This window comes from Noviherbaspirillum sp. (assembly GCF_036563305.1).
In the GTDB taxonomy this organism is placed as follows: domain Bacteria; phylum Pseudomonadota; class Gammaproteobacteria; order Burkholderiales; family Burkholderiaceae_D; genus Noviherbaspirillum.
In genome coordinates this window covers 66,823-89,034 of the sequence record NZ_DATCMQ010000006.1, presented here as the reverse complement: position 1 = coordinate 89,034, position 22,212 = coordinate 66,823, and the positions used below count along the sequence as shown (strand labels likewise).

Annotated in this window: 15 protein-coding genes and 1 pseudogene; 3 read left to right on the top strand and 13 right to left on the bottom strand. The window is 64.5% G+C overall.

The annotated features are described in order from the left end of the window. Positions 1–70: 70 nt before the first annotated feature. Positions 71–259, bottom strand: coding sequence for a hypothetical protein (locus tag VIM12_RS03790; protein WP_331940285.1), 189 nt, complete (start codon positions 257–259; stop codon positions 71–73). A gap of 156 nt (positions 260–415) precedes the next feature. Then, a pseudogene (locus tag VIM12_RS03785) lies at positions 416–1,926 on the bottom strand (BCCT family transporter). A gap of 308 nt (positions 1,927–2,234) precedes the next feature. Between VIM12_RS03785 and xth the strand changes: the two are divergent. Then, positions 2,235–2,999: an exodeoxyribonuclease III gene (gene xth / locus VIM12_RS03780; RefSeq protein ID WP_331940284.1), complete on the top strand. Its 765-nt coding sequence runs from the start codon at positions 2,235–2,237 to the stop codon at positions 2,997–2,999. Positions 3,000–3,056: 57 nt separating this feature from the next. Here the strand turns inward: xth and VIM12_RS03775 are convergent, their stop codons facing one another. From VIM12_RS03775 to prpB, 5 genes are all read right to left on the bottom strand, one after another. Next, positions 3,057–5,066 carry a propionate--CoA ligase gene (locus tag VIM12_RS03775; protein WP_331940283.1) on the bottom strand — a complete coding sequence of 670 codons (2,010 nt, stop codon included), beginning with the start codon at positions 5,064–5,066 and terminating at the stop codon, positions 3,057–3,059. 30 nt (positions 5,067–5,096) lie between these two features. Continuing rightward, the gene (gene prpF, locus VIM12_RS03770; RefSeq protein WP_331940282.1) at positions 5,097–6,287 is read right to left on the bottom strand and encodes a 2-methylaconitate cis-trans isomerase PrpF; all 1,191 of its coding nucleotides are present in this window, start codon (positions 6,285–6,287) and stop codon (positions 5,097–5,099) included. 61 nt (positions 6,288–6,348) lie between these two features. Further along, positions 6,349–8,961, bottom strand: coding sequence for a Fe/S-dependent 2-methylisocitrate dehydratase AcnD (acnD, locus tag VIM12_RS03765; protein WP_331940281.1), 2,613 nt, complete (start codon positions 8,959–8,961; stop codon positions 6,349–6,351). A gap of 4 nt (positions 8,962–8,965) precedes the next feature. Further along, on the bottom strand, positions 8,966–10,120 hold the full coding sequence (prpC, locus tag VIM12_RS03760) for a bifunctional 2-methylcitrate synthase/citrate synthase (protein ID WP_331940280.1): 1,155 nt from the start codon (positions 10,118–10,120) through the stop codon (positions 8,966–8,968). Positions 10,121–10,140: 20 nt separating this feature from the next. After that, complete coding sequence (prpB, locus tag VIM12_RS03755) at positions 10,141–11,031, bottom strand: methylisocitrate lyase (protein WP_331940279.1); 891 nt, start codon at positions 11,029–11,031, stop codon at positions 10,141–10,143. A gap of 215 nt (positions 11,032–11,246) precedes the next feature. Between prpB and prpR the strand changes: the two genes are divergently transcribed. Then, a complete protein-coding gene (prpR, locus tag VIM12_RS03750) occupies positions 11,247–12,857 on the top strand; it encodes a propionate catabolism operon regulatory protein PrpR (RefSeq protein WP_331940278.1) in 1,611 nt (536 codons plus the stop codon). A gap of 415 nt (positions 12,858–13,272) precedes the next feature. Here the strand turns inward: prpR and VIM12_RS03745 are convergent, their stop codons facing one another. The 6 genes from VIM12_RS03745 to VIM12_RS03720 all read right to left on the bottom strand — a co-directional run bounded on the left by VIM12_RS03745 (position 13,273) and on the right by VIM12_RS03720 (position 20,432). Further along, the gene (locus VIM12_RS03745; protein ID WP_331940277.1) at positions 13,273–15,399 is read right to left on the bottom strand and encodes a ShET2/EspL2 family type III secretion system effector toxin; all 2,127 of its coding nucleotides are present in this window, start codon (positions 15,397–15,399) and stop codon (positions 13,273–13,275) included. 871 nt (positions 15,400–16,270) lie between these two features. Continuing rightward, entirely contained in the window at positions 16,271–17,464 is a 1,194-nt protein-coding gene (locus VIM12_RS03740) for a PLP-dependent aminotransferase family protein (protein WP_331940276.1), read from the bottom strand. 118 nt (positions 17,465–17,582) lie between these two features. Further along, a complete protein-coding gene (locus tag VIM12_RS03735; protein WP_331940275.1) occupies positions 17,583–18,413 on the bottom strand; it encodes a PhzF family phenazine biosynthesis protein in 831 nt (276 codons plus the stop codon). Positions 18,414–18,429: 16 nt separating this feature from the next. Next, positions 18,430–18,888 carry a RidA family protein gene (locus tag VIM12_RS03730; protein ID WP_331940274.1) on the bottom strand — a complete coding sequence of 153 codons (459 nt, stop codon included), beginning with the start codon at positions 18,886–18,888 and terminating at the stop codon, positions 18,430–18,432. 50 nt (positions 18,889–18,938) lie between these two features. Continuing rightward, positions 18,939–19,820, bottom strand: coding sequence for a DMT family transporter (locus VIM12_RS03725; protein WP_331940273.1), 882 nt, complete (start codon positions 19,818–19,820; stop codon positions 18,939–18,941). An 18-nt stretch (positions 19,821–19,838) separates the two neighbouring features. Then, positions 19,839–20,432 (bottom strand): LysE family translocator, encoded by a 594-nt coding sequence (locus tag VIM12_RS03720; protein ID WP_331940272.1) that lies wholly within the window; start codon positions 20,430–20,432, stop codon positions 19,839–19,841. 250 nt (positions 20,433–20,682) lie between these two features. Between VIM12_RS03720 and VIM12_RS03715 the strand changes: the two genes are divergently transcribed. After that, positions 20,683–22,158, top strand: coding sequence for a PLP-dependent aminotransferase family protein (locus tag VIM12_RS03715; protein ID WP_331940271.1), 1,476 nt, complete (start codon positions 20,683–20,685; stop codon positions 22,156–22,158). The last annotated feature ends 54 nt before the right edge of the window (positions 22,159–22,212 follow it).

The following is a 22,212-nucleotide window of genomic DNA, read 5'->3' as shown; positions in this document are numbered from 1 at the left end:
GGCTATCACCTCGTCGATCACCTCACCGATCACGCCATCAAGCACCACCTCAATCTCCGCACCCGCCGGCTCACGACTCTCCGCGCCGGCGCAGCAGCGACGGACCGACGGAGCCGAACGCCGCAACGGCAAGCCCGAGGATGACGGTCCCCTTCCTGGTTTTCGCCTGCGTCTCGACCAGCCTGTACTTCTGCCATACCGCCGAGAACAGGACGACCACTACTCCGATAGCCAGCAACAGCGTCCGATGCGTCGTCATTGGGTCTTACAATAGATGATCTAACGACGCAAAACGGCTGGACATGTCCGTAGTTCGCTGCGCGCCACGCGCCCGCACCTGCACGTATCGTCGCGGGATGCAGCGGATGCAACTGTCAGCGCATATGATGGAAGGCCGCGCGGCCAGGCGAATCACTCAGGACGAGCCGGTCCCAAGCTGACGCAAGCGGCGCCGCAACTCGCGCTCCTTTCCCTGCTCGACATGCCAGTCCTCGCGGATCGCGCGCACCAGGGCGATCGCCATCAACACGATCACCAGCGTGAAGGGCAAGGCGAAGACAATGGTCGCGGTCTGCACCGCCTTGATGCCACCGGCCAGCAGGAGGCACACTGCGATGCCGGCAATGAGGGAACCCCACAGTACCTTGACGCGCGCCGGCGGATTGGGATCGCCGTTGGTGCTCATCATTGCGAGCACGAGCACCGCGGAGTCGCCGGACGTCACGAAGAACACCAGCACCAGTAACGTCGCGACCACCGACATGAGCAGCCCCATCGGCAGCGCGTCGAACATCACGAAGAGCGCGGTCGAGACGTCAGCCGCGGCAGCAGCGGCAATCGGCACCTGCTGCCAGATCTCCATGTACAGTGCGCTTCCGCCAAATACGGAGAACCAGATCGCGGCGAGCAGCGACGGCGCCAGCACGGTACCGAGGATGAATTCACGGATGGTCCTGCCGCGCGATACGCGGGCGATGAACAGTCCCACGAACGGAGACCAGGAGACCCACCATGCCCAGTAGAAGATGGTCCACCCGCCGACCCAGCCACTGTCACGGAACGGTGTCATGCGCACGAACTCGCTCACATAGTCGCCCAGGCTATTGGTGAACGTATCGATGATCGCCACGGTCGGACCGAATGCAAACACGGCGAGGACGAGCAAGGCGGCCAGCAGCATGTTGGCGTTGGACAGCAGCTTGATTCCCCGCGTGACACCGCTCACTGTCGAGCCCACGAAAAGGAGCGTGGTGAGCGCAATGATGAGTACCTGCGCGGTGGCGTTGACAGGCAGGCCGAAGACGGCGTGCAGCCCGCTGTTGATCTGCAGCGCCCCCATGCCGAGCGAGGCGGCCACGCCGAACGCTGTCGCGATGACGGCCAGCGAGTTGAACAGGCCGGCCAGGCGCTGCACCGGCAGCCATGGCAGGCTGGAGGTAACGGTACTCACGAGCGCGGCGCCCTGTCGCCGGTACTGGAAGAATGCGATGCCAGCGCCACCATGCTGTACACTGACCAGGGATGCACGCCCCAGTGGAAGAAGCTGTAGCGGACGGCGGCATTGGCGGCTTCAGGCGTATTCGGCGCGATGCCCGGCGGTGCGGCGCCATAGTGGGAAACCGGTTCGGCCACACCCCAGAACACGAGGCCAATGCCCATGCCCGCGGCAAACAGCATCGCAAACCACGACCCGAGGGAGAACTCCGGCTCATCGTCCTCTGCGCCGAGCTTGAGGTCGCCGAAGCGGCTCAACGCGAGGCACAGTGCCAGGATGACCAGGGCCAGCACGACCCAGAGATACAGCCAGCCGAAGTTTTTCGTCATCAGCCCGAGCGCGGACTCGAATACCGATGACAGGGAAGCCGGGGACAGCGTGCCCCAAATAACGATGCCGAGGATAGTCCCGGCGCTGAGTAGCAATTGCATGCAGATTTTCCGTGTATGCGGCACCACCTCGACTGGCGTATGAGCAGCATGCTCAGGGCGGGGTTGCCCGTATCCGTCGCTCCCGGATGAGACCGGGAACACTTCGACGTGGGGTGGGATGTACCGCGAGCCGTTACCGGCATGAGTGGATGGGAACGGGCAGCGCCCGCCTCCTGCGAAGGCCGCCATGGTACCGTACTATTCTTAGCTGAAACTTAGCGTGCGAGGCGACCGCGCCGCGATGCGGTAACATCCGCATTTCCCGATGAACGCGGCGCGTTGCACGCCGGACAAAACGGTTACAAGACATGAGATTAGCCACCTGGAACGTCAATTCCCTCAAGGTCCGCCTGCCGCAGGTGCTGCAGTGGCTCACGGAGAACCCCGTCGACGTGCTCTGCCTGCAGGAGACCAAGCTCACCGACGACAAATTTCCGCAGGCGGAGATCGCGGCGGCCGGCTACCAAGTGGCATTCTCGGGCCAGAAGACCTACAACGGGGTCGCGATCCTGTCCCGGCACCCGATTGCCGAGGTGGTGAAGAACAACCCGCGCTTCCAGGATGAGCAGCAGCGCATCATCGCTGCCACCATCGCCGGCATGCGCATCGTCTGCGCCTATATTCCCAACGGGCAGACGGTCGGCTCGGACAAGTACCAGTACAAGCTGCGCTGGCTGGACGCGCTCCACGCTTGGCTGGCGGACGAGATGCAGGCGCATTCCTCGCTGGCGCTGCTGGGCGACTACAACATCGCACCGGATGAACGCGACGTCCACGATCCGAAGGCCTGGGAGGGCCAGGTGCTTTTCTCGGAACCGGAACGGGCGCAGTTCCAGCGGCTGGAGGCGCTCGGTCTCAAGGATGCATTCCGGATGTTCGAGCAGCCCGAGAAGATCTTCAGCTGGTGGGATTACCGGATGATGGCCTTCCGCCGCAACATGGGACTGCGTATCGACCACATCCTGCTGTCGCCGCCGCTGGCCGCGCGCTGCAGCGGATGTATGGTGGACAAGGCGCCGCGCAAGTGGGAGCAGCCTTCGGATCATGCGCCGGTGGTGGCGACGCTGGACTGACCCTGTTCACCTGCCGGGCGGCCGGCATCGCCTCGCCGTCCTTTGGCGGCTGCGTCCCTACTCCGCCAGCACCGCCTTCACCTGCTGCAGCGACGCCGGGTCTTCAATCGTCGTCAGGTCGCCAGGGTCGCGCCCCTCGCACAGCGCCTGTATCGAACGGCGCAGGAGCTTGCCTGAACGCGTCTTTGGCAGCAGGCCGACGAAGTGCACCCGCGCGGGGCGGCCGACCGCGCCCAACTGCCTGTCCACCACGCCCATCAGCTCCGCTTCCATCGCCCTGCGCCCTTCGGCGGTCGCGGCCGCCTCCGCGTTCCTCAGCACCACGAATGCGACCGCCACCTGGCCCTTGAGCTTGTCCTCGACGCCGACCACGGCGACTTCGGAAACGTTGGCGTGACTCGACAGGCTTTCCTCGATCTCGCGCGTCCCGAGGCGGTGACCGGCGACGTTGATCACATCGTCGGTGCGCCCGAGGATGAAGTAGTAGCCGTCATCGTCGCGTATGCCCCAGTCGAAGGTCGAGTACACCTGCTGCCGGAAAGTCGACCAGTAGGTGTTCACGAAGCGCTGGTCGTCACCGTACACGGTCTGCATGCAGCCGGGCGGCAGCGGGCCGTCGATCACCACCACGCCCTTCTCGTTGGGTCCGCATTCCTCGCCGCTCGATTCATTCAGCAGCTTCACCTTGTAGCCATAGAGCGGCACGCCGGGGCTGCCAAGGCGGGTGGGCGTGTCCTCGATGCCGTGGGCCACCGACAGGATGGGCCAGCCGGTCTCGGTCTGCCAGTAGTTGTCGATCACCGGCACGCCCAGTGCGGACGAGATCCACTGCGAGGTGCTCTCGTCGAGCGGCTCGCCGGCGAGGTAGAGCGCCTTCAGCGACGACAGGTCGTACTTCTTCATGAACTCCGGCGGCTGCTTCTTCAGTACCCGCACCGCCGTCGGTGCCGAGAACATCCGCGTGACCTTGTACTTCTCCACGATGCTCCACCAGACACCGGCGTCCGGGCGGATCGGCAAGCCTTCGTACAGGATGGTTGCCATGCCGGCGATCAACGGTCCGTAGACGATGTACGAGTGACCGACGACCCAGCCGATGTCGGAGGTCGAGAAATAGGTCTCGCCCGGCTTGCCGCAGAAGATGTATTCCATCGACGCCGCCAGCGCCACCGCGTAGCCGCCGACGTCGCGCTGCACGCCCTTCGGCTTGCCCGTGGTGCCGGAGGTGTAGAGGATGTAGGAGGTCTCGTTGGATTCCAGCCAGGTGACCGGTACCTGCGCGTGCAGATGCCGCTCGCGCAGCGCCGCGTAGTCGATGTCCCTGCCTTCGACCATCGTCATCGGCGCCAGCCCCCGGTTCACCAGCAGCACGTGCGCAGGCTTGTGCGCGGCGAGACGCACCGCTTCGTCAACCAGGGGCTTGTAGGCGACCACCTTGCCGCCGCGCGAGCCGCCATCGGCGGAGACGATCAGCACCGGCTTCGCGTCGTCGATGCGGGTTGCCAGGCTGTTGGCCGCGAATCCACCGAAGACGACGGAGTGGATCGCGCCAATGCGGGCGCAGGCCAGCATCGCAAAGACGGCCTCGGCCACCATCGGCATGTAGATCAGCACCCGGTCGCCCTTCTGCACGCCCAGCGCCTGCATCATGGCCGCAGCGCGCATCACCTCGCTGCGCAGTTCGCTGTAGGTGTACACCTTTTCGCTGCCGGTCTCGGTCGAGATGGCGATCAGCGCGGGCTTGTCTCCCTGCCGGTCCGCCCAGCGGTCGACCGCGTTGTGGCAGAGGTTGGTGGTGCCGCCGACGAACCAGCGTGTGAATGGCGGCCGACTGTAGTCGAGCACCTGCGCGAAGGGACGATTCCACTCGATGCGGCGCGCCTCGCCGGCCCAGAACGCTTCCGGCTGCTCGACCGACTGCGTGTAGAAATCCTGATAATGCATGATGTCTCCTGTGCGATCAGCGCTGGCGCGCCTTGTGATCCTGCGAGTATGGTTTTGACGGCTTACTCCGCACTTACGCTGCGCCGCGCGCCGCCAAAAAAAAAGCGCAGCGGCCCGGGGCACGCTGCGCTTTGCTTGACCGCGGTCAATTCCTCAGAAGGTGTCGCCGGGCACCCGCACCCAGCCTTCCATCAGCACCCGCGCGCTGCGGCTCATGACGGCCTTGGTCACCTGCCATTCGCCGTCGGCGCGGGTGGCGGCGGCGCCCACCCGCAGCGTCCCCGACGGATGGCCGAAGCGCACCGCGTCGCGCGCGCCGCCGCCGGCGGCCAGACTGACCAGGGTGCCGGGAATCGCCGCCGCGGTGCCGATGGCAACGGCGGCGGTGCCCATCATGGCGTGGTGGAGCTTGCCCATGGACAGCGCGCGCACCAGCAGGTCGATGTCGCCGGCGGTGACGGTCTTGCCGCTGGAGGAGACATAGTCGGCAGGCGGGGCGACGAAGGCGATCTTCGGCGTGTGCTGCCGGCCTGCGGCCTCGTCGAGGTTCTTGATCAGTCCCATGCGCAGCGCGCCGAACGCGCGGATCGTCTCGAACATGGCAAGCGCCCTGGCGTCGCCGTTGATCGCTTCCTGCAGCTCGGTGCCGGTATAGCCGATTGCGTCCGCATTCACGAAAATGGTCGGAATGCCGGCGTTGATCATCGTGGCCTTGAGCGTACCGACGCCAGGCACCTCGAGGTCGTCGACCAGGTTCCCGGTCGGGAACATCGCGCCGCCCGCGCCCTCCTCCTCGGCTGCGGGGTCCAGGAATTCCAGCTGCACTTCGGCCGCCGGGAAGGTGACGCCGTCGAGCTCGAAATCGCCGGTCTCCTGCACCGCGCCATTGGTCATCGGGACATGGGCGATGATGGTCTTGCCGATGTTGGCCTGCCAGATGCGCACCGTCGCCATACCGTCGCGCGGCACGCGCTCCGGATCGACCAGGCCGTTGCTGATGGCGAACGGGCCGATGGCGGACGACAGGTTGCCGCAGTTGCCGGTCCAGTCGACGTAGGCCTTGTCGATTGCCACCTGGCCGAACAGGTAGTCGACGTCGTGTCCCGGCCGGCTGCTTCGCGCGACGATCACCGTCTTGCTGGTGCTCGATGTCGCGCCGCCCATGCCGTCGATCTGCTTGCCGTACGGGTCGGGGCTGCCGATCACCCGCATCAGCAGCGCGTCGCGGGCGGCGCCCGGCACCTGCGCGGCCTCCGGCAGGTCCTGCAGGCGAAAGAACACGCCCTTGCTGGTGCCGCCACGCATGTAAGTGGCGGGAATCTTGATCTGTGGTACGTGAGCCATATGTTGTCCTGTAATGGCCGGGCGCCGCTTCCTTTCGTCGGCGGCGCCCGGCATGCCCCTGTCAGGCGGCCTTGGCCGCCGATTCCAGGAAGTCCTGCGCGAAGCGCTGCAGCACGCCGCCGGCTTCGTAGATCGACACTTCCTCGCCGGTATCGAGGCGGCAGGTGACCGGCACTTCGACGCGCTCGCCGTTCTTGCGGGTGATGACCAGCGTCAGGTCCGCGCGCGGCTTGCGCTCGCCGACCACGTCGTAGGTTTCGCTGCCGTCGATGCCCAGCGTCAGGCGGTTGACGCCCGGCTTGAACTCGAGCGGCAGCACGCCCATGCCGATCAGGTTGGTGCGGTGGATGCGCTCGAAGCCCTCGGCCACGATCGCCTCCACCCCCGCCAGCCGCACGCCCTTCGCCGCCCAGTCGCGGGACGAGCCCTGGCCGTAGTCCGCGCCGGCAATGATGATCAGCGGCTGCTTGCGTTCCATGTAGGTCTCGATCGCCTCCCACATCCGCGTGATCTTGCCCTCGGGCTCGATGCGCGCCAGCGAGCCCTGCTTGACCTTGCCGTCCACCATCACCATCTCGTTCTTCAGGGTCGGGTTGGCGAAGGTCGCGCGCTGCGCCGTGAGGTGGTCGCCGCGGTGCGTCGCGTAGGAGTTGAAGTCCTCTTCAGGCAGGCCCATGCGGGCCAGGTATTCGCCGGCCGCGCTGCTGGCGAGGATGGCATTCGACGGCGACAGATGGTCGGTCGTGATGTTGTCGCCGAGGACGGCCAGCGGCCGCATGCCGCGCAACGTGCGCGGGCTGGCGGCAAGCGCGCCCTGCCCTTCCTTGTCCCAGTACGGCGGACGGCGGATGTAGGTGCTTTGCGGACGCCAGTCGTACAGCGGCTTCACCGATTCCGTCGCCTCCGCCTTCTTCTCGAACATCGGAATGTAGACGTTGCGGAACTGCTCCGGCTTCACGCTGGACTTGACGATGGCGTCGATCTCCTCGTCGGTCGGCCACAGGTCCTTCAGCAGGACCGGCTTGCCGCCGGCATCGGTGCCGAAGGCATCCTTCTCGATATCGAAGCGGATGGTGCCGGCCAGTGCGTAGGCCACGACCAGCGGCGGCGACGCCAGGAATGCCTGCTTGGCATACGGATGGATGCGGCCGTCGAAGTTGCGGTTCCCGGAAAGCACCGCCGTCGCATACAGGTCGCGGTCGATGATCTCCTGCTGGATCTTCGGGTCGAGTGCGCCGGACATGCCGTTGCAGGTGGTGCAGGCGAAGGCGACGATGCCGAAGCCGAGCTTTTCCAGCTCTTCCTTCAGGCCCGCCGCTTCCAGGTACAGCGCCACCGCCTTCGAGCCGGGCGCCAGCGAGCTCTTCACCCACGGCTTGCGCACCAGGCCGAGCCGGTTCGCGTTGCGTGCCAGCAGGCCGGCGGCGATCACGTTGCGCGGGTTGCTGGTGTTGGTGCAGCTGGTGATGGCGGCAATGATGACCGCGCCGTCGGGCATCTGACCCGGCACCTCGTCCCACTTGCCGGCGATGCCCCTGGCAGCGAGATCGGTCGTGGCCACCCGTGCATGGGGATTGGACGGGCCGGCCATGTTGCGCACCACGCCGGACAGGTCGAACGTCAGCACCCGCTCGTACTGCGCGTTCTTCAGCGCATCCGACCAGAGCCCGGTTTCCTTCGCATAGGTTTCCACCAGCCGCACCTGCTCGTCGCTGCGGCCGGTGAGCTTCAGGTAGTCGATGGTCTGCTGGTCGATCGAGAACATCGCGGCCGTCGCGCCATACTCCGGCGCCATGTTGGAGATGGTCGCGCGGTCGCCGAGCGTCAGGCGCGATGCGCCTTCGCCGTAGAACTCAAGATAGGCGCCCACCACCTTCGACTTGCGCAGGAACTCGGTCAGGGCCAGCACGATGTCGGTTGCAGTGATGCCGGGCTGCGGGCCGCCGCTCAGTTCGACGCCGACGATCTCCGGCAGGCGCATCCAGGATGCCCGGCCGAGCATGACGTTCTCCGCCTCCAGGCCGCCCACGCCGATCGCGATGACGCCGAGTGCGTCCACATGCGGCGTGTGGCTGTCGGTGCCGACCAGCGTGTCCGGGAAGGCGACGCCGTCCTTGGCATGAATGACGGGCGACATCTTCTCCAGGTTGATCTGGTGCATGATGCCGTTGCCGGCCGGGATAACGTCCACGTTCTTGAACGCGAGCTTGGTCCAGTTGATGAAGTGGAAGCGATCCTCGTTGCGGCGATCCTCGATCGCGCGGTTCTTCTCGAAGGCCTGCGGATCGAAGCCGCCGCACTCCACCGCCAGCGAATGGTCGACGATGAGCTGCACCGGCACCACCGGGTTGACTTGCGCGGGGTCGCCGCCCTGCGCGGCGATGGCGTCGCGCAGGCCGGCGAGATCGACCAGCGCGGTCTGCCCGAGGATGTCGTGGCAGGCCACGCGCGCCGGGAACCACGGAAAGTCGAGGTCGCGCTTGCGCTCGATGATCTGCTTCAGCGAAGCCGTCAGCGTCGCCGGGTCGCAGCGGCGCACCAGGTTTTCCGCCAGCACGCGCGAGGTGTAGGGCAGCGTGTCATAGGCGCCGGGCTGGATCGCTTCGACCGCGGCGCGCGTGTCGAAATAGTCCAGGTCGGTCCCCGGCAGCTTCTTGCGGTATGCGGTATTCATGGAATTACTTGCGCTCCTTGATGGGCACGAACTTCAGGTCTTCCGGGCCGACGTAGTTGGCGCTCGGGCGGATGATCTTGTTGTCGATGCGCTGCTCGATGATGTGCGCGGCCCAGCCGGATGTGCGCGAGATCACGAACAGCGGCGTAAACATCGCGGTCGGCACGCCCATCATGTGATAGGACACGGCGGAGAACCAGTCAAGGTTGGGGAACATCTTCTTGATGTCCCACATCACCGTCTCCAGCCGCTCGGCAATGTCGAACATGCGGGTCGAGCCGGCATCCTGCGACAGGTTGCGCGCCACTTCCTTGATGACCTTGTTGCGCGGGTCGGATACGGTGTACACCGGATGGCCGAAGCCGATCACGACTTCCTTGTTCTCCACGCGGCGACGGATGTCGGCCTCGGCCTCGTCCGGGTTGTCGTAGCGCTTCTGGATCTCGAAGGCGACCTCGTTCGCGCCGCCGTGCTTGGGGCCGCGCAGCGCGCCGATGGCCCCGGTGATGGCCGAGTACATGTCGGAACCGGTGCCGGCGATCACGCGCCCGGTGAAGGTGGAGGCATTGAACTCATGCTCCGCGTACAGGATCAGCGAGGTATGCATGGCCTTGACCCACAGCGCGGACGGCTTCTGCCCGTGCAGCAGGTGCAGGAAATGGCCGCCGATGGAATCGTCGTCGGTCTCGACCTCGATGCGCCGGCCGTTGTGGCTGTAGTGGTACCAGTACAGCAGCATCGATCCCAGCGATGCCATCAGGCGGTCGGCGATATCGCGCGCGCCGGGGGCATTGTGGTCGTCCTTCTCCGGCAGCACGCAGCCGAGCACTGACACGCCGGTGCGCATCACATCCATCGGATGCGAGGATGCCGGCAGGGTTTCCAGCGCTGCCTTCAGGTGCGCGGGCAGGCCGCGCAGCGCCTTCAGCTTGGCCTTGTAGGCCTGCAGCTCGGCCTGGTTCGGCAGCTTGCCGTGCACCAGCAGGTGGGCAATCTCCTCGAACTCGCAGGCGTCGGCCACATCAAGGATGTCATAGCCGCGGTAGTGGAGGTCATTGCCGGTGCGGCCGACGGTGCACAGGGCGGTATTGCCGGCGGTGACGCCCGACAGGGCAACGGATTTCTTGGGTTTGAAGCCTGCGGCTTGTTGCTCGCTCATTGTTGGTCTCCAGTGGAAATTTACTTGGCCTTCTGCTGCGCAAACAGCGCATCCAGTTTCTGTTCGAAGTCGTGGTAGCTGATGCGGTCGTACAGCTCCATGCGGGTCTGCATGGTGTCGACCACGTTCTTCTGCGTGCCGTCGCGGCGGATCGCTTCATAGACGTTCTCCGCGGCCTTGTTCATCGCGCGGAACGCCGACAGCGGATACAGCACCAGGCCGACATCCACGCTGCGCAGTTCCTCGACGGTGAACAGCGGCGTGGAGCCGAACTCGGTGATGTTGGCGAGCACCGGCACCTTCACCGCGTCGGCAAAGGTCTTGTACATCTCCAGCTTCGTCATCGCCTCGGGGAAGATCATGTCGGCGCCGGCTTCGACGCAGGCCTGCGCGCGCTCGATCGCCGCTTCCAGCCCTTCGACCGCCAGCGCATCGGTACGCGCCATGATCACGAAGTTCTCGTCGGTGCGGGCATCCACCGCCGCCTTGATGCGGTCGACCATCTCCTGCTTGCTGACGATTTCCTTGTTGGGGCGGTGGCCGCAGCGCTTGGCGCCGACCTGGTCCTCGATGTGCATGGCGGCGGCGCCGAACTTGATCATCGACTTCACGGTGCGCGCGACATTGAAGGCCGACGACCCGAAGCCGGTGTCGACGTCGACCAGCAGCGGCAGGTCGCAGACGTCGGTGATCCGCCGCACGTCCGTCAGCACGTCGTCCAGGTTCGAGATGCCGAGGTCGGGAAGCCCGAGGGATCCGGCGGCGACGCCGCCGCCCGACAGGTAGATCGCCCGGTAGCCGGCGCGCTTGGCCAGCAACGCATGATTGGCATTGATCGCGCCAACGACCTGCAGCGGCGATTCTTCCTGCACCGCCTTGCGGAAGGCGGCGCCTGCGGAATGGTGAGACATGTGTTCCCTTTCGATCAGGTAGTTGTTTGCGACGCCAGCCAGTGCAATCGGCGTGCCATCGGGTAAGTTGAACTGGGTGCCGGCACTCTTTCCTTTCCCGTCAATGACTTATGCATGCCCTGCCAATCGGCCGGGTCCGGCGGGCTGTTTCACGTGTTTCAAAGCAGGCGTACAATTGAAACACTCCTGAAACACCGCCTGAAACACGCCAGCCCATGCGCCATACCGCTCGCCCCGCGCCGGACCTCCCGGACAAGCCCATCCTCTGGACGGTCTCCATCTCCCGCCTGTCGGATCTGTTCCGCGACATCACGCTGGAGTTCGACGACCGCGCCACGATCGAGCCCATCAACCTCGGCTTTGAAGACGCGGTCCGCCACATCCGGGAGCGCCTGGAAACCGAGCATTGCGATGCCGTCATTTCGGCAGGTTCCAACGCCGCCTACCTGAAAAGCCGGCTGTCGCTGCCTGTCGTCGTTGCCCGCGCCAGCGGTTATGACGTACTGCACGCGCTCGCGCGCGCCCGCACGATGTCGTCCCGGATTGCGATCGTCACCTACCAGACGACCCCGCCCCAGCTGCTGGAATTCCAGCGGAGTTTCGGCCTGCACATCGTGCAAAGGACCTACGTGACCGAGGAAGACGCGCGCATGCAGATCAACGAACTGAAGTCTGCTGGCATCGAGGTCGTTGTCGGACCGGGCCTGATCACCGACCTTGCAGAGGAAGCGGGGCTCACCGGTGTGTTCGTGTATTCGGCGATGTCCATCCGCCAAGCCTTCGAGGACGCCCTGGAAATCGCCCGTTTCACCCAACTGGAGTCGGGGCGCCAGCGCAGCAACCCGCTCGCTGACACCCGCCGTGCGCGCCACGGCCTGAACGACCTGCGGGGCGACTCGGCGGCCATGGACGCGGTGCGCCACGCGATCGAGCTGTTCGCCAAGTCGCCGGCGACCGTCCTGATCCAGGGGGAGACCGGCACAGGCAAGGAACTCGCCGCCCAGGCCATCCACCGCGAAAGCCAGCGCGCCCGCCAGGCCTTCGTCGCCGTCAACTGCGGTGCCGTCGCCGAGTCACTACTGGAATCCGAACTGTTCGGCTATGAGGAAGGCGCGTTTACCGGCAGCCGCCGAGGCGGCCATGCCGGCATGTTCGAAGCCGCCCAACGCGGCACCCTGTTTCTCGACGAGATCGGCGAAATGCCCCTGCCGCTGCAGACCCGCCTGCTGCGCGTGCTGGAGGAACGCGAGGTGGTTCGCGTTGGTGGCACCCGCCCAATCCCGGTCAATGTCCGCGTCATCAGCGCCACCCACTGCGACCTCGACCAGCGCGTGAAGGAAGGCCGCTTCCGCGCCGACCTGTACTACCGGCTGGCGGTATTGCGCATGACGCTGCCCCCGCTGCGTGAACGCACCGAGGACATCGTCCCCCTGGCCGAATGGGGCCTGAAGAACGCACTTGCCGCGTTAGGCATGCGCCCGCACGCCAACCTGCCCGCAGAGCTGCAGGCATGTGCGGGCATACTCTCGGCATATGCATGGCCGGGGAACGTGCGCGAGTTACGCAACCTGATGGAGCGGCTGGCGCTCTTCCTGGCCGCAGAGCCGCTGCAGGCGCTGACGCCGGCATTGATGTTGCACGTCGCGCCTGAACTGAGCTCGGGATACATGCACCCGCTTCCGTCCGCAAGCGTGCGCCGGGAAGAGACGGTGGAACAGGTACTGGCGCGATTCGGCGGAAACCGGGACGCCGCCGCAAAACATCTTGGCATCAGCCGGACGACGCTGTGGCGCAGGATGGCGCGACCGCGACCGAACGGGCGCTAGCGTCTGCGTGACCGAAGTCATAGGAGCCATGCCACAATCGATGTGATGGTCACTACGGGGGAAATCTATGGCGGCGCCTGTCCCAGCGAGTAGCGACTGCACAAAAATCCTGTAGGCGATTGACGGTTCGCTCGGCGACGCGGCGTCTCGGTGTTCCCCGGTGGCGAAGGCAGCTGAGCTTCCGCCGCAAGTGGCGCGTCGCGTACAAGTTGCCGCGGCGGCTTCGCGTTACGGAGGGGCTGTCCCAGTATTACTGGAAAGATCTTGAAGAAGTCCAGTTGTTCGCCACAGAGCGGAGGTACGGCTACAACCATGACCGCCAGAAGATGGAGTGGGTGGATTACAGAACCGCGGTTGTCCATCGCCAAATAACTCTACTTCTGGACTCCTTCGATTCCAGAGGCACTGCCCACCGTCAAGCCTTCAGTGCGCCCTTCATTGCTTTGAACCTCTCATACCATTCCGGATTCTCTCTTACAAGACGTGTGTAGAACTCATGGTTACGCCAGTGCCCAGCCACCGAGGACGCATGACTACTCCTGATGTACAACAGCAACTCTTCCTTTTGTACCTCGTTCAATGCATTCCGCGCCAGTGCGTCACTTACGATTTGAATGTACTGATCTATGACGCCAATGTGACCGTTTCTCATCGCCGCGCTGAGCGCGCTTCCCCCGTCGACGCTGCGTGGCATGAGCAACGCCGCAAGGTCGCCCTCAGGTACGAGGTCCAGCAGACCTCCCCACGCTTTCACCACCGCTTCCCGCCCCGCCATTATGGCGAGACATATAGCGGGCGCACCTTCTTCATCCCGCGCGAGAAGAAATTCACTGCGAGTGTGCCGGGGCAATGCATTGATAACACTGGCGAACGAAGCCACTAAAACATGATTCGTAGTGCGTAACGCGTCGCTGAATGCTGATACCCGGGATTCCGGGTCGACATACGCAGCGATCGGGAAGCGTTCGTCTTCCGGAATCGTTCTCTGCAACAGATGTGCCCATGCTTCAATCGCCGACGGATACTGGGAATTCACGGCAGCATGTAGTGCAGAGTCGCCACCTGATCGCCGACCGCCCTTCTTCGCCAACAGCATGGCTCGACGTTCCGCGGGTGGAAGGCTTAGTATCTCCGACTCCCATTCGGCGATTGATCCGCCGCACCCGGACCTCATCAGCATGAAGATCACAGAAGGATCGACATTTCCGGATTTCGCGACCGCAGTCAGACTTTTGGCGCCCATCCAGCTGTCCGCTGCAACCTTAGACGTGCTGAGCGTCGACTCCGCCGGGCGAACAAGCATTAATGAAAATTTTGCACCATTTGGAAAGTAGGTACCCTCCCGCGTTGACGCGACACGGGCATCCAAATAGGCATCGAGCCCATCGTACCCGAATGCATTCAATTCGTACTTCTTATCTCGTACGCCATTCCTCGTGAAGTTTGGGTCATAGAATTCTGTCTCATAAGCTTCCCCCAACTCATCCTGGACAATCTTTAAATTAATGCTCATGACGTGATTCACGCTGGAATGTGTGATGAGCATTGTGTCGAGGTCATGCTGCTTCAAATGACGAAACATATCCCCAAGGAACGCCGACATCAATCTGTTTTCAACCAAGTAAATGCCCGTTGCCCGTTCTCTTGCTCGATCATATGTGACCTCCATGTCTCGCGTAATTCGCGTTGCGATCGAGTGAAAGTCCGTTATCTCATTAAAGTTGAATTCGTGGTTCGCACTCTTCCTGACCTCCTGTTGGTAGTATTCAACAAAAGTTCGGCATTCGATCAGTTTGCTGCTACCCCGGTACTTGACCTTCGCGTTTGCCCGGCCTGGGGTCCCGAACTCAGGCCGATAGGCAGGGATTTCGTCAGCCAGTCGCTTGATCCTCGGATCAGAAATTTTCTTCTTTTCATCCTCATACAGCCTGAAATCTGTTGAACGCGTCTCCGGCATGAGCATCATGTAGCGCAGCACGTCCAGCTGCTCGTTTTCGATGGCGTTTGCCCAGACATCTCGGGCAGACCGGTCTCCCACTTCTTCGCGAAATATCGTCCTTGCATCATCCAACCGCCACTCACGTAATGCCTCGTCCAGGGGCGTCGCGCGAATTGCCGGACCTTCCTGGTGATATAGAAGTTTTAGGCGCCTGTTAAAGCCCAGTAGTGCACGCATCTCATCGCTGTAGGACCTGACGTCTAGCTGCGGAATGCGACTGTCTTTTTGAAGCAGCGACCGCATTGCGTCCATGTTGTTACAGTGCGCAATTGCGGCAAACTCATCTTCGCCGCCGCCTGCGCAAGTGTGTCCTGGCACTTCGAATGACTGTCGTTCACCTGGGCGGTCCTGTGGCTCGTTGCCTTGACTCCTGTTGCTGCAAATTTCCATTCCTTCTGGTGGCTGCGAATACGTCGCTTGACCTTCCCGTCGCCCAGGACTTCCTTTGCCACCATTCCTGCTTCCAGCGGTCTCCTTGCCTGAACGAGCAATGGCACGCATCGCTGCAGCAATGCTGTCATCACGCACACGGGAAACAGGCAAGGCTCTTCTCAGGATTGGAACCTCTGTACCTCCATCTGGAAGGTTCCCGGGAAAGTTTGAGGAGCTCCCGGGCGTTGATGGAAGTTCTACTGACACGGTGAACCGGTTAAGGAAAGGAAGTCTCATGTTTGTCGGGGAGTGCGGGAGAAATGCGCGTAGTGACGCTATTCGCCGGTGCGCAAGCTTCTCCGGCGCGCTACCCCGGCAAGAAATAGGTGGTAGGTTTCCTTTACAAGTTCCGCCAGCAGGAGAACGTGCACGTCCTGATCTCCACCTGGTCGCGAAAGGAGTTGCCGTACTAAATAAGCTGAATGCGCGAGGCTTTCCTCGGCGCCGCACCGCGCGCATTTGCACCGCCAGGAAGACTAACTGGAGGGAACCTGCCTGAACGAGCGGTGTCCGGGCGGGTTCGCGGGCCGAATCGGCGGAAGCAATGTGGGCATCGCCTGCACACGTAGAGCAGTTTGGGTCGACAGTGCTACTGCCTTCTCAGCCGGTATGGACAAGCATGGGCATGCTCGTATGGACTGTAGCGCGGAGAGCGCCAGCTTACGGAATCGGGGGGGGTCGATTTTGCAGGCGGATACGTGAGAACGGCCACGAAAAAATCCGGAAACGGATCAAAACTCGAAGACCAATAGTGGCGGGTAGTTTGCCTTTGCACTGCAACTTGAACCCAGCGCAACTCATCATCATTGCTCCCATATTGAGAGCAATGATTGGAATGCGCCGACTTCCCAGCCTGGCGCGTGCAGCAATCCCTGCAAGCGTTAGTCGCAGCCCCCATCCTTGGCTGACTCAGGACCGGCAGCGGAAGCGGGGAACGAAAAGACGGACCGCCGCCAGGAAGTCCGCCCTCGCCAATAGCAGTTCAGAGCTTCTTCGCGATCAGCGCACCCAGCTTCTGCACGCCTTCACGAATCTTCTCCGGCGGCACGGTCACGAAGCTCAGGCGCAGCGTGTTCTTCTCGATTTCGTTCGCATAGAACGGCGCGCCCGGTACGAACGCGACGTTCTGCGCGATCGCTTCGTCGAGCAGCTGCATGCTGTCGATATGCCTGGGCAGGGTGATCCAGATGAACATGCCGCCCTCCGGACGCGTCCAGCTGGCGGACGAAGGGAAGTACTCCTGCAGCGCGGCGAGCATCGCCTCGCACTGGTCGGCGTACAGCTTGCGGATGGTCGGGATGTGCTCGTCCAGGAAACCGTCCTTGATGGTCTCGTACACCACCATCTGCGTCAGCTGCGAGGTATGCAGGTCGGCGGCCTGCTTGGCCTGCTCCAGCTTGCGGATCAGCGGCACCGGGGCGACCACGTAGCCGAGGCGAATGCCGGGGGTGAGCACCTTGGAGAAGGAACCCATGTAAATCACGCCTTCCGGGTTCATCGTCAGCATTTTCGGCAGCGGCTCGCCGCGGTAGCTGAGCGCACCGTACGGGTCGTCCTCGATCAGCGGCAGGCCGAGACGGGCGCAGGTCTCGACCAGCGCGGCGCGGCGCTCGACGGACAGGGTGCGGCCGGTGGGGTTCTGGAAGTTCGGCAGCGCGTACAGCAGCCGCGCGCCCTTGCCCAGCGGCGCGACTTCTTCCGGCAGCAGGCCGTGGTCGTCGGTGGGGACGGAAAGGAATTGCGGCCGGTAGACGGAGAACGCCTGCAGCGCGCCGAGGTAGCTCGGCGTCTCCACCAGCACCTTGCTGCCTTCGTCGATCAAGACCTTGGCCAGCAGGTCCAGGCCCTGCTGCGAGCCGGACACCATCAGGACCTGGTCCGGCGAAATGCGGGCGCCACCGGTGGACAGGGAAGCGGCGATCCATTCCCGCAGCGGCAGGTAGCCGTCAGTGGTGCCGTACTGAAGCGCGACCTTGCCCTGCTCCGACAGGACCTTGTCGTGGGCGGCGCGCATGCGCTCAACCGGGAAGGTCGCGGGGGAAGGCAATCCGCCGGCGAAAGAGATGACTTCCGGGCGGACCGTCACCTTCAGGATTTCGCGGATGACCGAGCTCTGCAGCTGCTGCGCGCGCTCGGAGAATTGCCATTGGATCGGGGTCGGGTTTTCCATTTTCATGCTTGTCTCACTGGTAGTTGCGCTTCGGCGCTATTTGCCGGGCCGCTTGTGGCCGCCCGCTGGAACCCGACATCGGGTACATGCCGGGCAAGAAGCAGGATTGTAGTGGATTACGGGCTCACGCAAGAATGTGCCCCTCGATGCAACTCACCGCCTGGCCGCCGAGCCAGACCGTGTCGGATTCATAAGCGATGGCAACGCGCCCGTCGCGCCCCAGGCAGCGGCCCTGCCGCGCCTGGTAGTCGACCGGCCCGCGCCGCTCGCGCAGGTAGTAGGCGACCGCGCCGTTGCCGCTGCCGCAGACGGGGTCTTCCGGCGTGCCGGCGTGCGGGATCAGGGACCGCACCTCCACCACATCGCCGTCCAGCCCGAATACGTTGATGCCGGCGCCGCCGGCGCGCATGCCGGCTGCAGCCACCGCCCGCATGTCCGGTTCCAGGCCGCGCAACAGTTCGCCGCTGGCGACGCGGCCGGTGAGCCAGGCCACGCCAAGGTCGACGATCACCGGGTCTTCGACGAAGGCGGCGCCGATCGCCTCCTCCACCGCCGCCCGCACCCCGGCCTCGACCGGGATGAAGCTGGCCGGCGGCAGCGCCACGCGCATGCCGTCCCCGTTCACCCGCAGCTGCACCAGGCCGACGCCGCATTCCTGCACCAGCACGCCCTCCTGCTTCGGGACGTAACCGGAGGCCAGCACCGCATGCGCGCTGCCGATGGTGGGATGGCCGGCAAAACGCATTTCATGGTCGGGACAGAAGATGCGCAGCCGGTAGTCGGCGCGCGCGTCCTCCGGCCTGCACACGAAGGTCGTCTCCGACAGGTTGGTCCAGCGGGAAATCGCCTGCATCTGCGCCGTCGTCAGGCCGTCGCCGTCGAGCACGACCGCGACCGGGTTGCCGAGGTAGGGCACCTGGGTGAAGACGTCGACCTGCCTGAATCGTCGCTGCATGCCTGCTCCTGTCGTGTCAGCCGATCTCGGCGATCATTTCGATTTCCACGCAGGCGCCGAGCGGAATCTGGGCGACGCCGAACGCGGAACGTGCATGCTTGCCCTGTTCGCCGAAGACCTCGCCGAACAGCTCGGACGCGCCGTTGGTCACCAGGTGCTGCTCGGTGAAGGTCGGCGTCGAGTTCACCAGGCTCATCACCTTGACGATGCGCCGGACCCGGTTCAGGTCGCCGCCGCATGCGGCCTGCAGGGTTGCGATCAGGTCGATGGCGACCGCGCGCGCGGCCTGCTTGCCCTCGTCGGTGGTGATGTCCTTGCCGAGCTGGCCGACCCACGGCTTGCCGTCCTTCTTGGCGATGTGGCCGGAAAGGAAGACGGTGTTGCCGGTCTGCGCGTACATCACGTAGGCGGCGGCAGGCGCGGCAACCGGCGGCAGTTCGATATTCAGTGCCTTCAGTTTTTCGTAGTAGGACAAGGTGGTTCTCCTGGATTGTGGTTGTCGGTTCGGCGACGGGAAGCGGGATTCTACCTGCGGATGCTCGCGCGCCTGCCGATGGCGACCACGGCGATCACCGCCAGCGCGAACAGGAAGTTCTTCGCGTCGAGCGATTCGCCGAGGATCAGCGCGGCGCCAAGCAGGGTCAGGAACGGCTGCACCAGCTGCACCTGGCCCACCCGGGCGATTCCGCCCAGCGCCAGCCCTTTATACCAAAAGAAAAACCCAATAAACATCGAAAAAAGGGACACATAGCCGAATCCCATCCAGGCTTGCGGAGAGGCATCGAGGCCGTGCTCCAGCGACAGCCAGATGGTGACCGGCAGCAGCACCGGCATGGACAGCAACAGTGCCCAGGAAATCACCTGCTGCCCGCCCATCGTCTGCGACAGGCGTCCACCTTCCGCATATCCCATGGCGGCGGCGACCACCGCGGCGAACAGTGCCAGGTCGGCCAGGTGGAAACTCCCTCCGCCCTGCCACAATGCAAACCCCACTACCAAGGCGCTGCCCGCCAGCGCCGCCAGCCAGAACGCGACCGACGGACGCTCGCCGAAGCGCAGCGCGCCGAACAGCGCGGTCGCCAGCGGCAGCACGCCGACCACCACGGCACCGTGGGCCGCCGGCACATAGCGCATCGCGATCGAGGAGAACACCGGGAAACCGACCACCACGCCCAGCGATGTGATCGCCAGCGCGCGCCATTGCGTCCCGGTCGGCCGCGGCGCGCGCACCCACCAGAGCAGCGCGGCCGAACCGGCTGCAGCGACCACCGCCCGGCCCAATGCGACCAGTACCGGATCGAGTTCCGCCACTGCGAGGCGGGTGAACGGCAAGGTGAGGCTGAAAATCGCCACCCCGATCAGCCCCAGCCACATCCCCTTGCTTTCCTGTGTCATCGCCACGCTCATCCCGCTCTCCCCATTTGCCTACAACCAGATTGCCGCCGCCGAATACACGGTCAGCACCACCATCACGATACAGAACAGCCGTTGCCACTTCGGCTCGGACAGGTAGGCGCGGAGAGCCGCCCCGGTACCCGCCCAGACGCCGACGCAGGGCAGGTTGATCGCGCAGAATACGATGCAGAACAGGGCGATCGCCAGCCACACCGGCTGCATCACCGGCAGGAAGGCGGAAGCGCCGGTGACCGCCATGACCCAGGCCTTCGGATTGGCGAACTGGAACAGCGCGGCGCCGAGGAAGGACATCGGCCTGGCGCGCCCGCCGTCGTCCTGGCGGAAGGCCATGCTGCGCAACTGCCAGGCGAGGTAGAGCAGATAGGCCGAGCCGAGCAGCTTGAGCACGATATGGATGGCCGGCACCGCCAGGATCAGGGAGCCGATGCCCGCGGCGCACAGGGCCAGCATGACGCCGAAACCGAAGGTGATGCCCAGCATGTGGGGAATCGAGCGGGTGAAGCCGAACAGGATGCCGGACGAGGTCAGCATGATGTTGTTCGGGCCCGGCGTGATCGAGGAAACGAAGGCGAACAGCGCCAGCGGCAGCAGCGATTCCATCATGCGCTCCTCATGCCGCCGGCACGCATCCCGCGACGCAAGCCGCACCACATCCCGCACCCCTCCCCGCGCGGGCCTGTTGCCCGCGCCTGCCCCGCCCTGCCTGTCGTGTGCATCTCCACGCTCCCTTCATCCCGCGTCCCGCCGGCTGCGCGCCGGTTGCGCGCGCCGATCCGTTGAACTATCCTAATCGACAAAACCAGTACAGTACCAATACAGTTATCTAGATAATTCATTCGACTGTCACGGCCAAATGACCAATACAGCCCGCACCCGCAAGAACAGCCCGGCGCTCAGCATCGCCGCTCCCCAGGTCCTCTCCCGTGAGGCCGGCACTTCCCTGGTCGAGCAGATCGTGCGCTCGATCGAGGCGCGGGTGGACGACAAGCTGCTGCGCAGCGGCGCGCGGATGCCGTCCATCCGCGAGTTCGCCGACACCCACAATGTGTCCCGCTTCACGGTGGTGGAGGCATATGACCGGCTGGTGGCCAAGGGCTACCTGGAGTCGCGGCGCGGCTCCGGGTTCTATGTGCGCGACCGGATGCCGATGCACGGCGCGGAGAACGCGGCGCGCGCCGTGGACAGCGCGCCGCAGCAGCTGGACGTGGCCTGGCTGGTCCGCAACATGTTTCGCCAGTATCCGACGCAGAACTCCCCCGGCTCGGGCCTGATCCCGGCGGACTGGCTGGACGGGGAACTGGTGGCCAACGGCCTGCGCGCCATCAGCCGCCAGCACCAGAACCTGCTTCTGCAATACGGCAATCCGCAGGGCTCGCCGCTGCTGCGCCAGCAACTGCAGCTCAAGCTGGCCGAACTCGAGATTTCCGCCTCCCCCGAGCAGATCGTCACCACCGCCGGCGTGACCCAGGCGCTGGACATCATCGCCCGCCAGTTCACCCTGCCCGGCGACACCATCTTCGTCGACGACCCGGCCTGGTTCCTGATGTTCGGCTCCTTCGCCGCGCTCGGCGCCAAGGTGGTCGGCATCCCCCGCCTGCCCGACGGGCCGGACATCGCGAAGCTGGCGGAACTGGCGGCGCTGCACAAGCCCAAGCTGTACGTGATCAATTCGGTGCTGCACAATCCCACCTCGACCTCGCTGTCGGCCGCAAAGGCATTCCAGATCCTCAAGATCGCCGAGCAGCACGACTTCACCATCGTCGAGGACGACATCTACTGCGACCTGCATCCCGGCTCGTCCATCCAGCCGGCGACGCGCATCGCCGCGCTCGACCAGCTCAGCAGGGTGATCTACCTTGGCGGTTTCTCCAAGACGCTGGCGGCCAACCTGCGGGTCGGCTTCATCGCCACCTCGGTGGAGATGGCCAAGCGTCTCGCGGACCGGAAGATGCTCGGCACCCTCACCACCTCCGACATCGGCGAGCGGGTGGTCTACAAGATCCTGTCGGAGGGCCACTACCGCAAGCACGCGGACCGCCTGCGGGGCAAGCTCGACAGCGTGCGCGACAAGTCGGTCAGGCAGCTCGAACGGGTCGGCCTGAAGGTGGATATCCATGGCCCGGCCGGCATCTTCCTCTGGGTGGACACCGGCTGCGACACCAACGTCCTGGCCGAGAAGGGCATGCAGGAGGGCTATCTGCTTGCCCCCGGCAGCCTGTTCTCGCCCAGCCAGCTGCCATCGACCCGGATGCGGGTCAACGTCGCCAACCTGCATGAAATCGGCCTGCTCCGCTTCCTGGAACGCGAGATCGGCAAGGCCGGCGGCTAGGGGAGCGACGCAGCCCCACTCCCCTTGAAATTGCCGGCGGCGCCCTCATGTGAG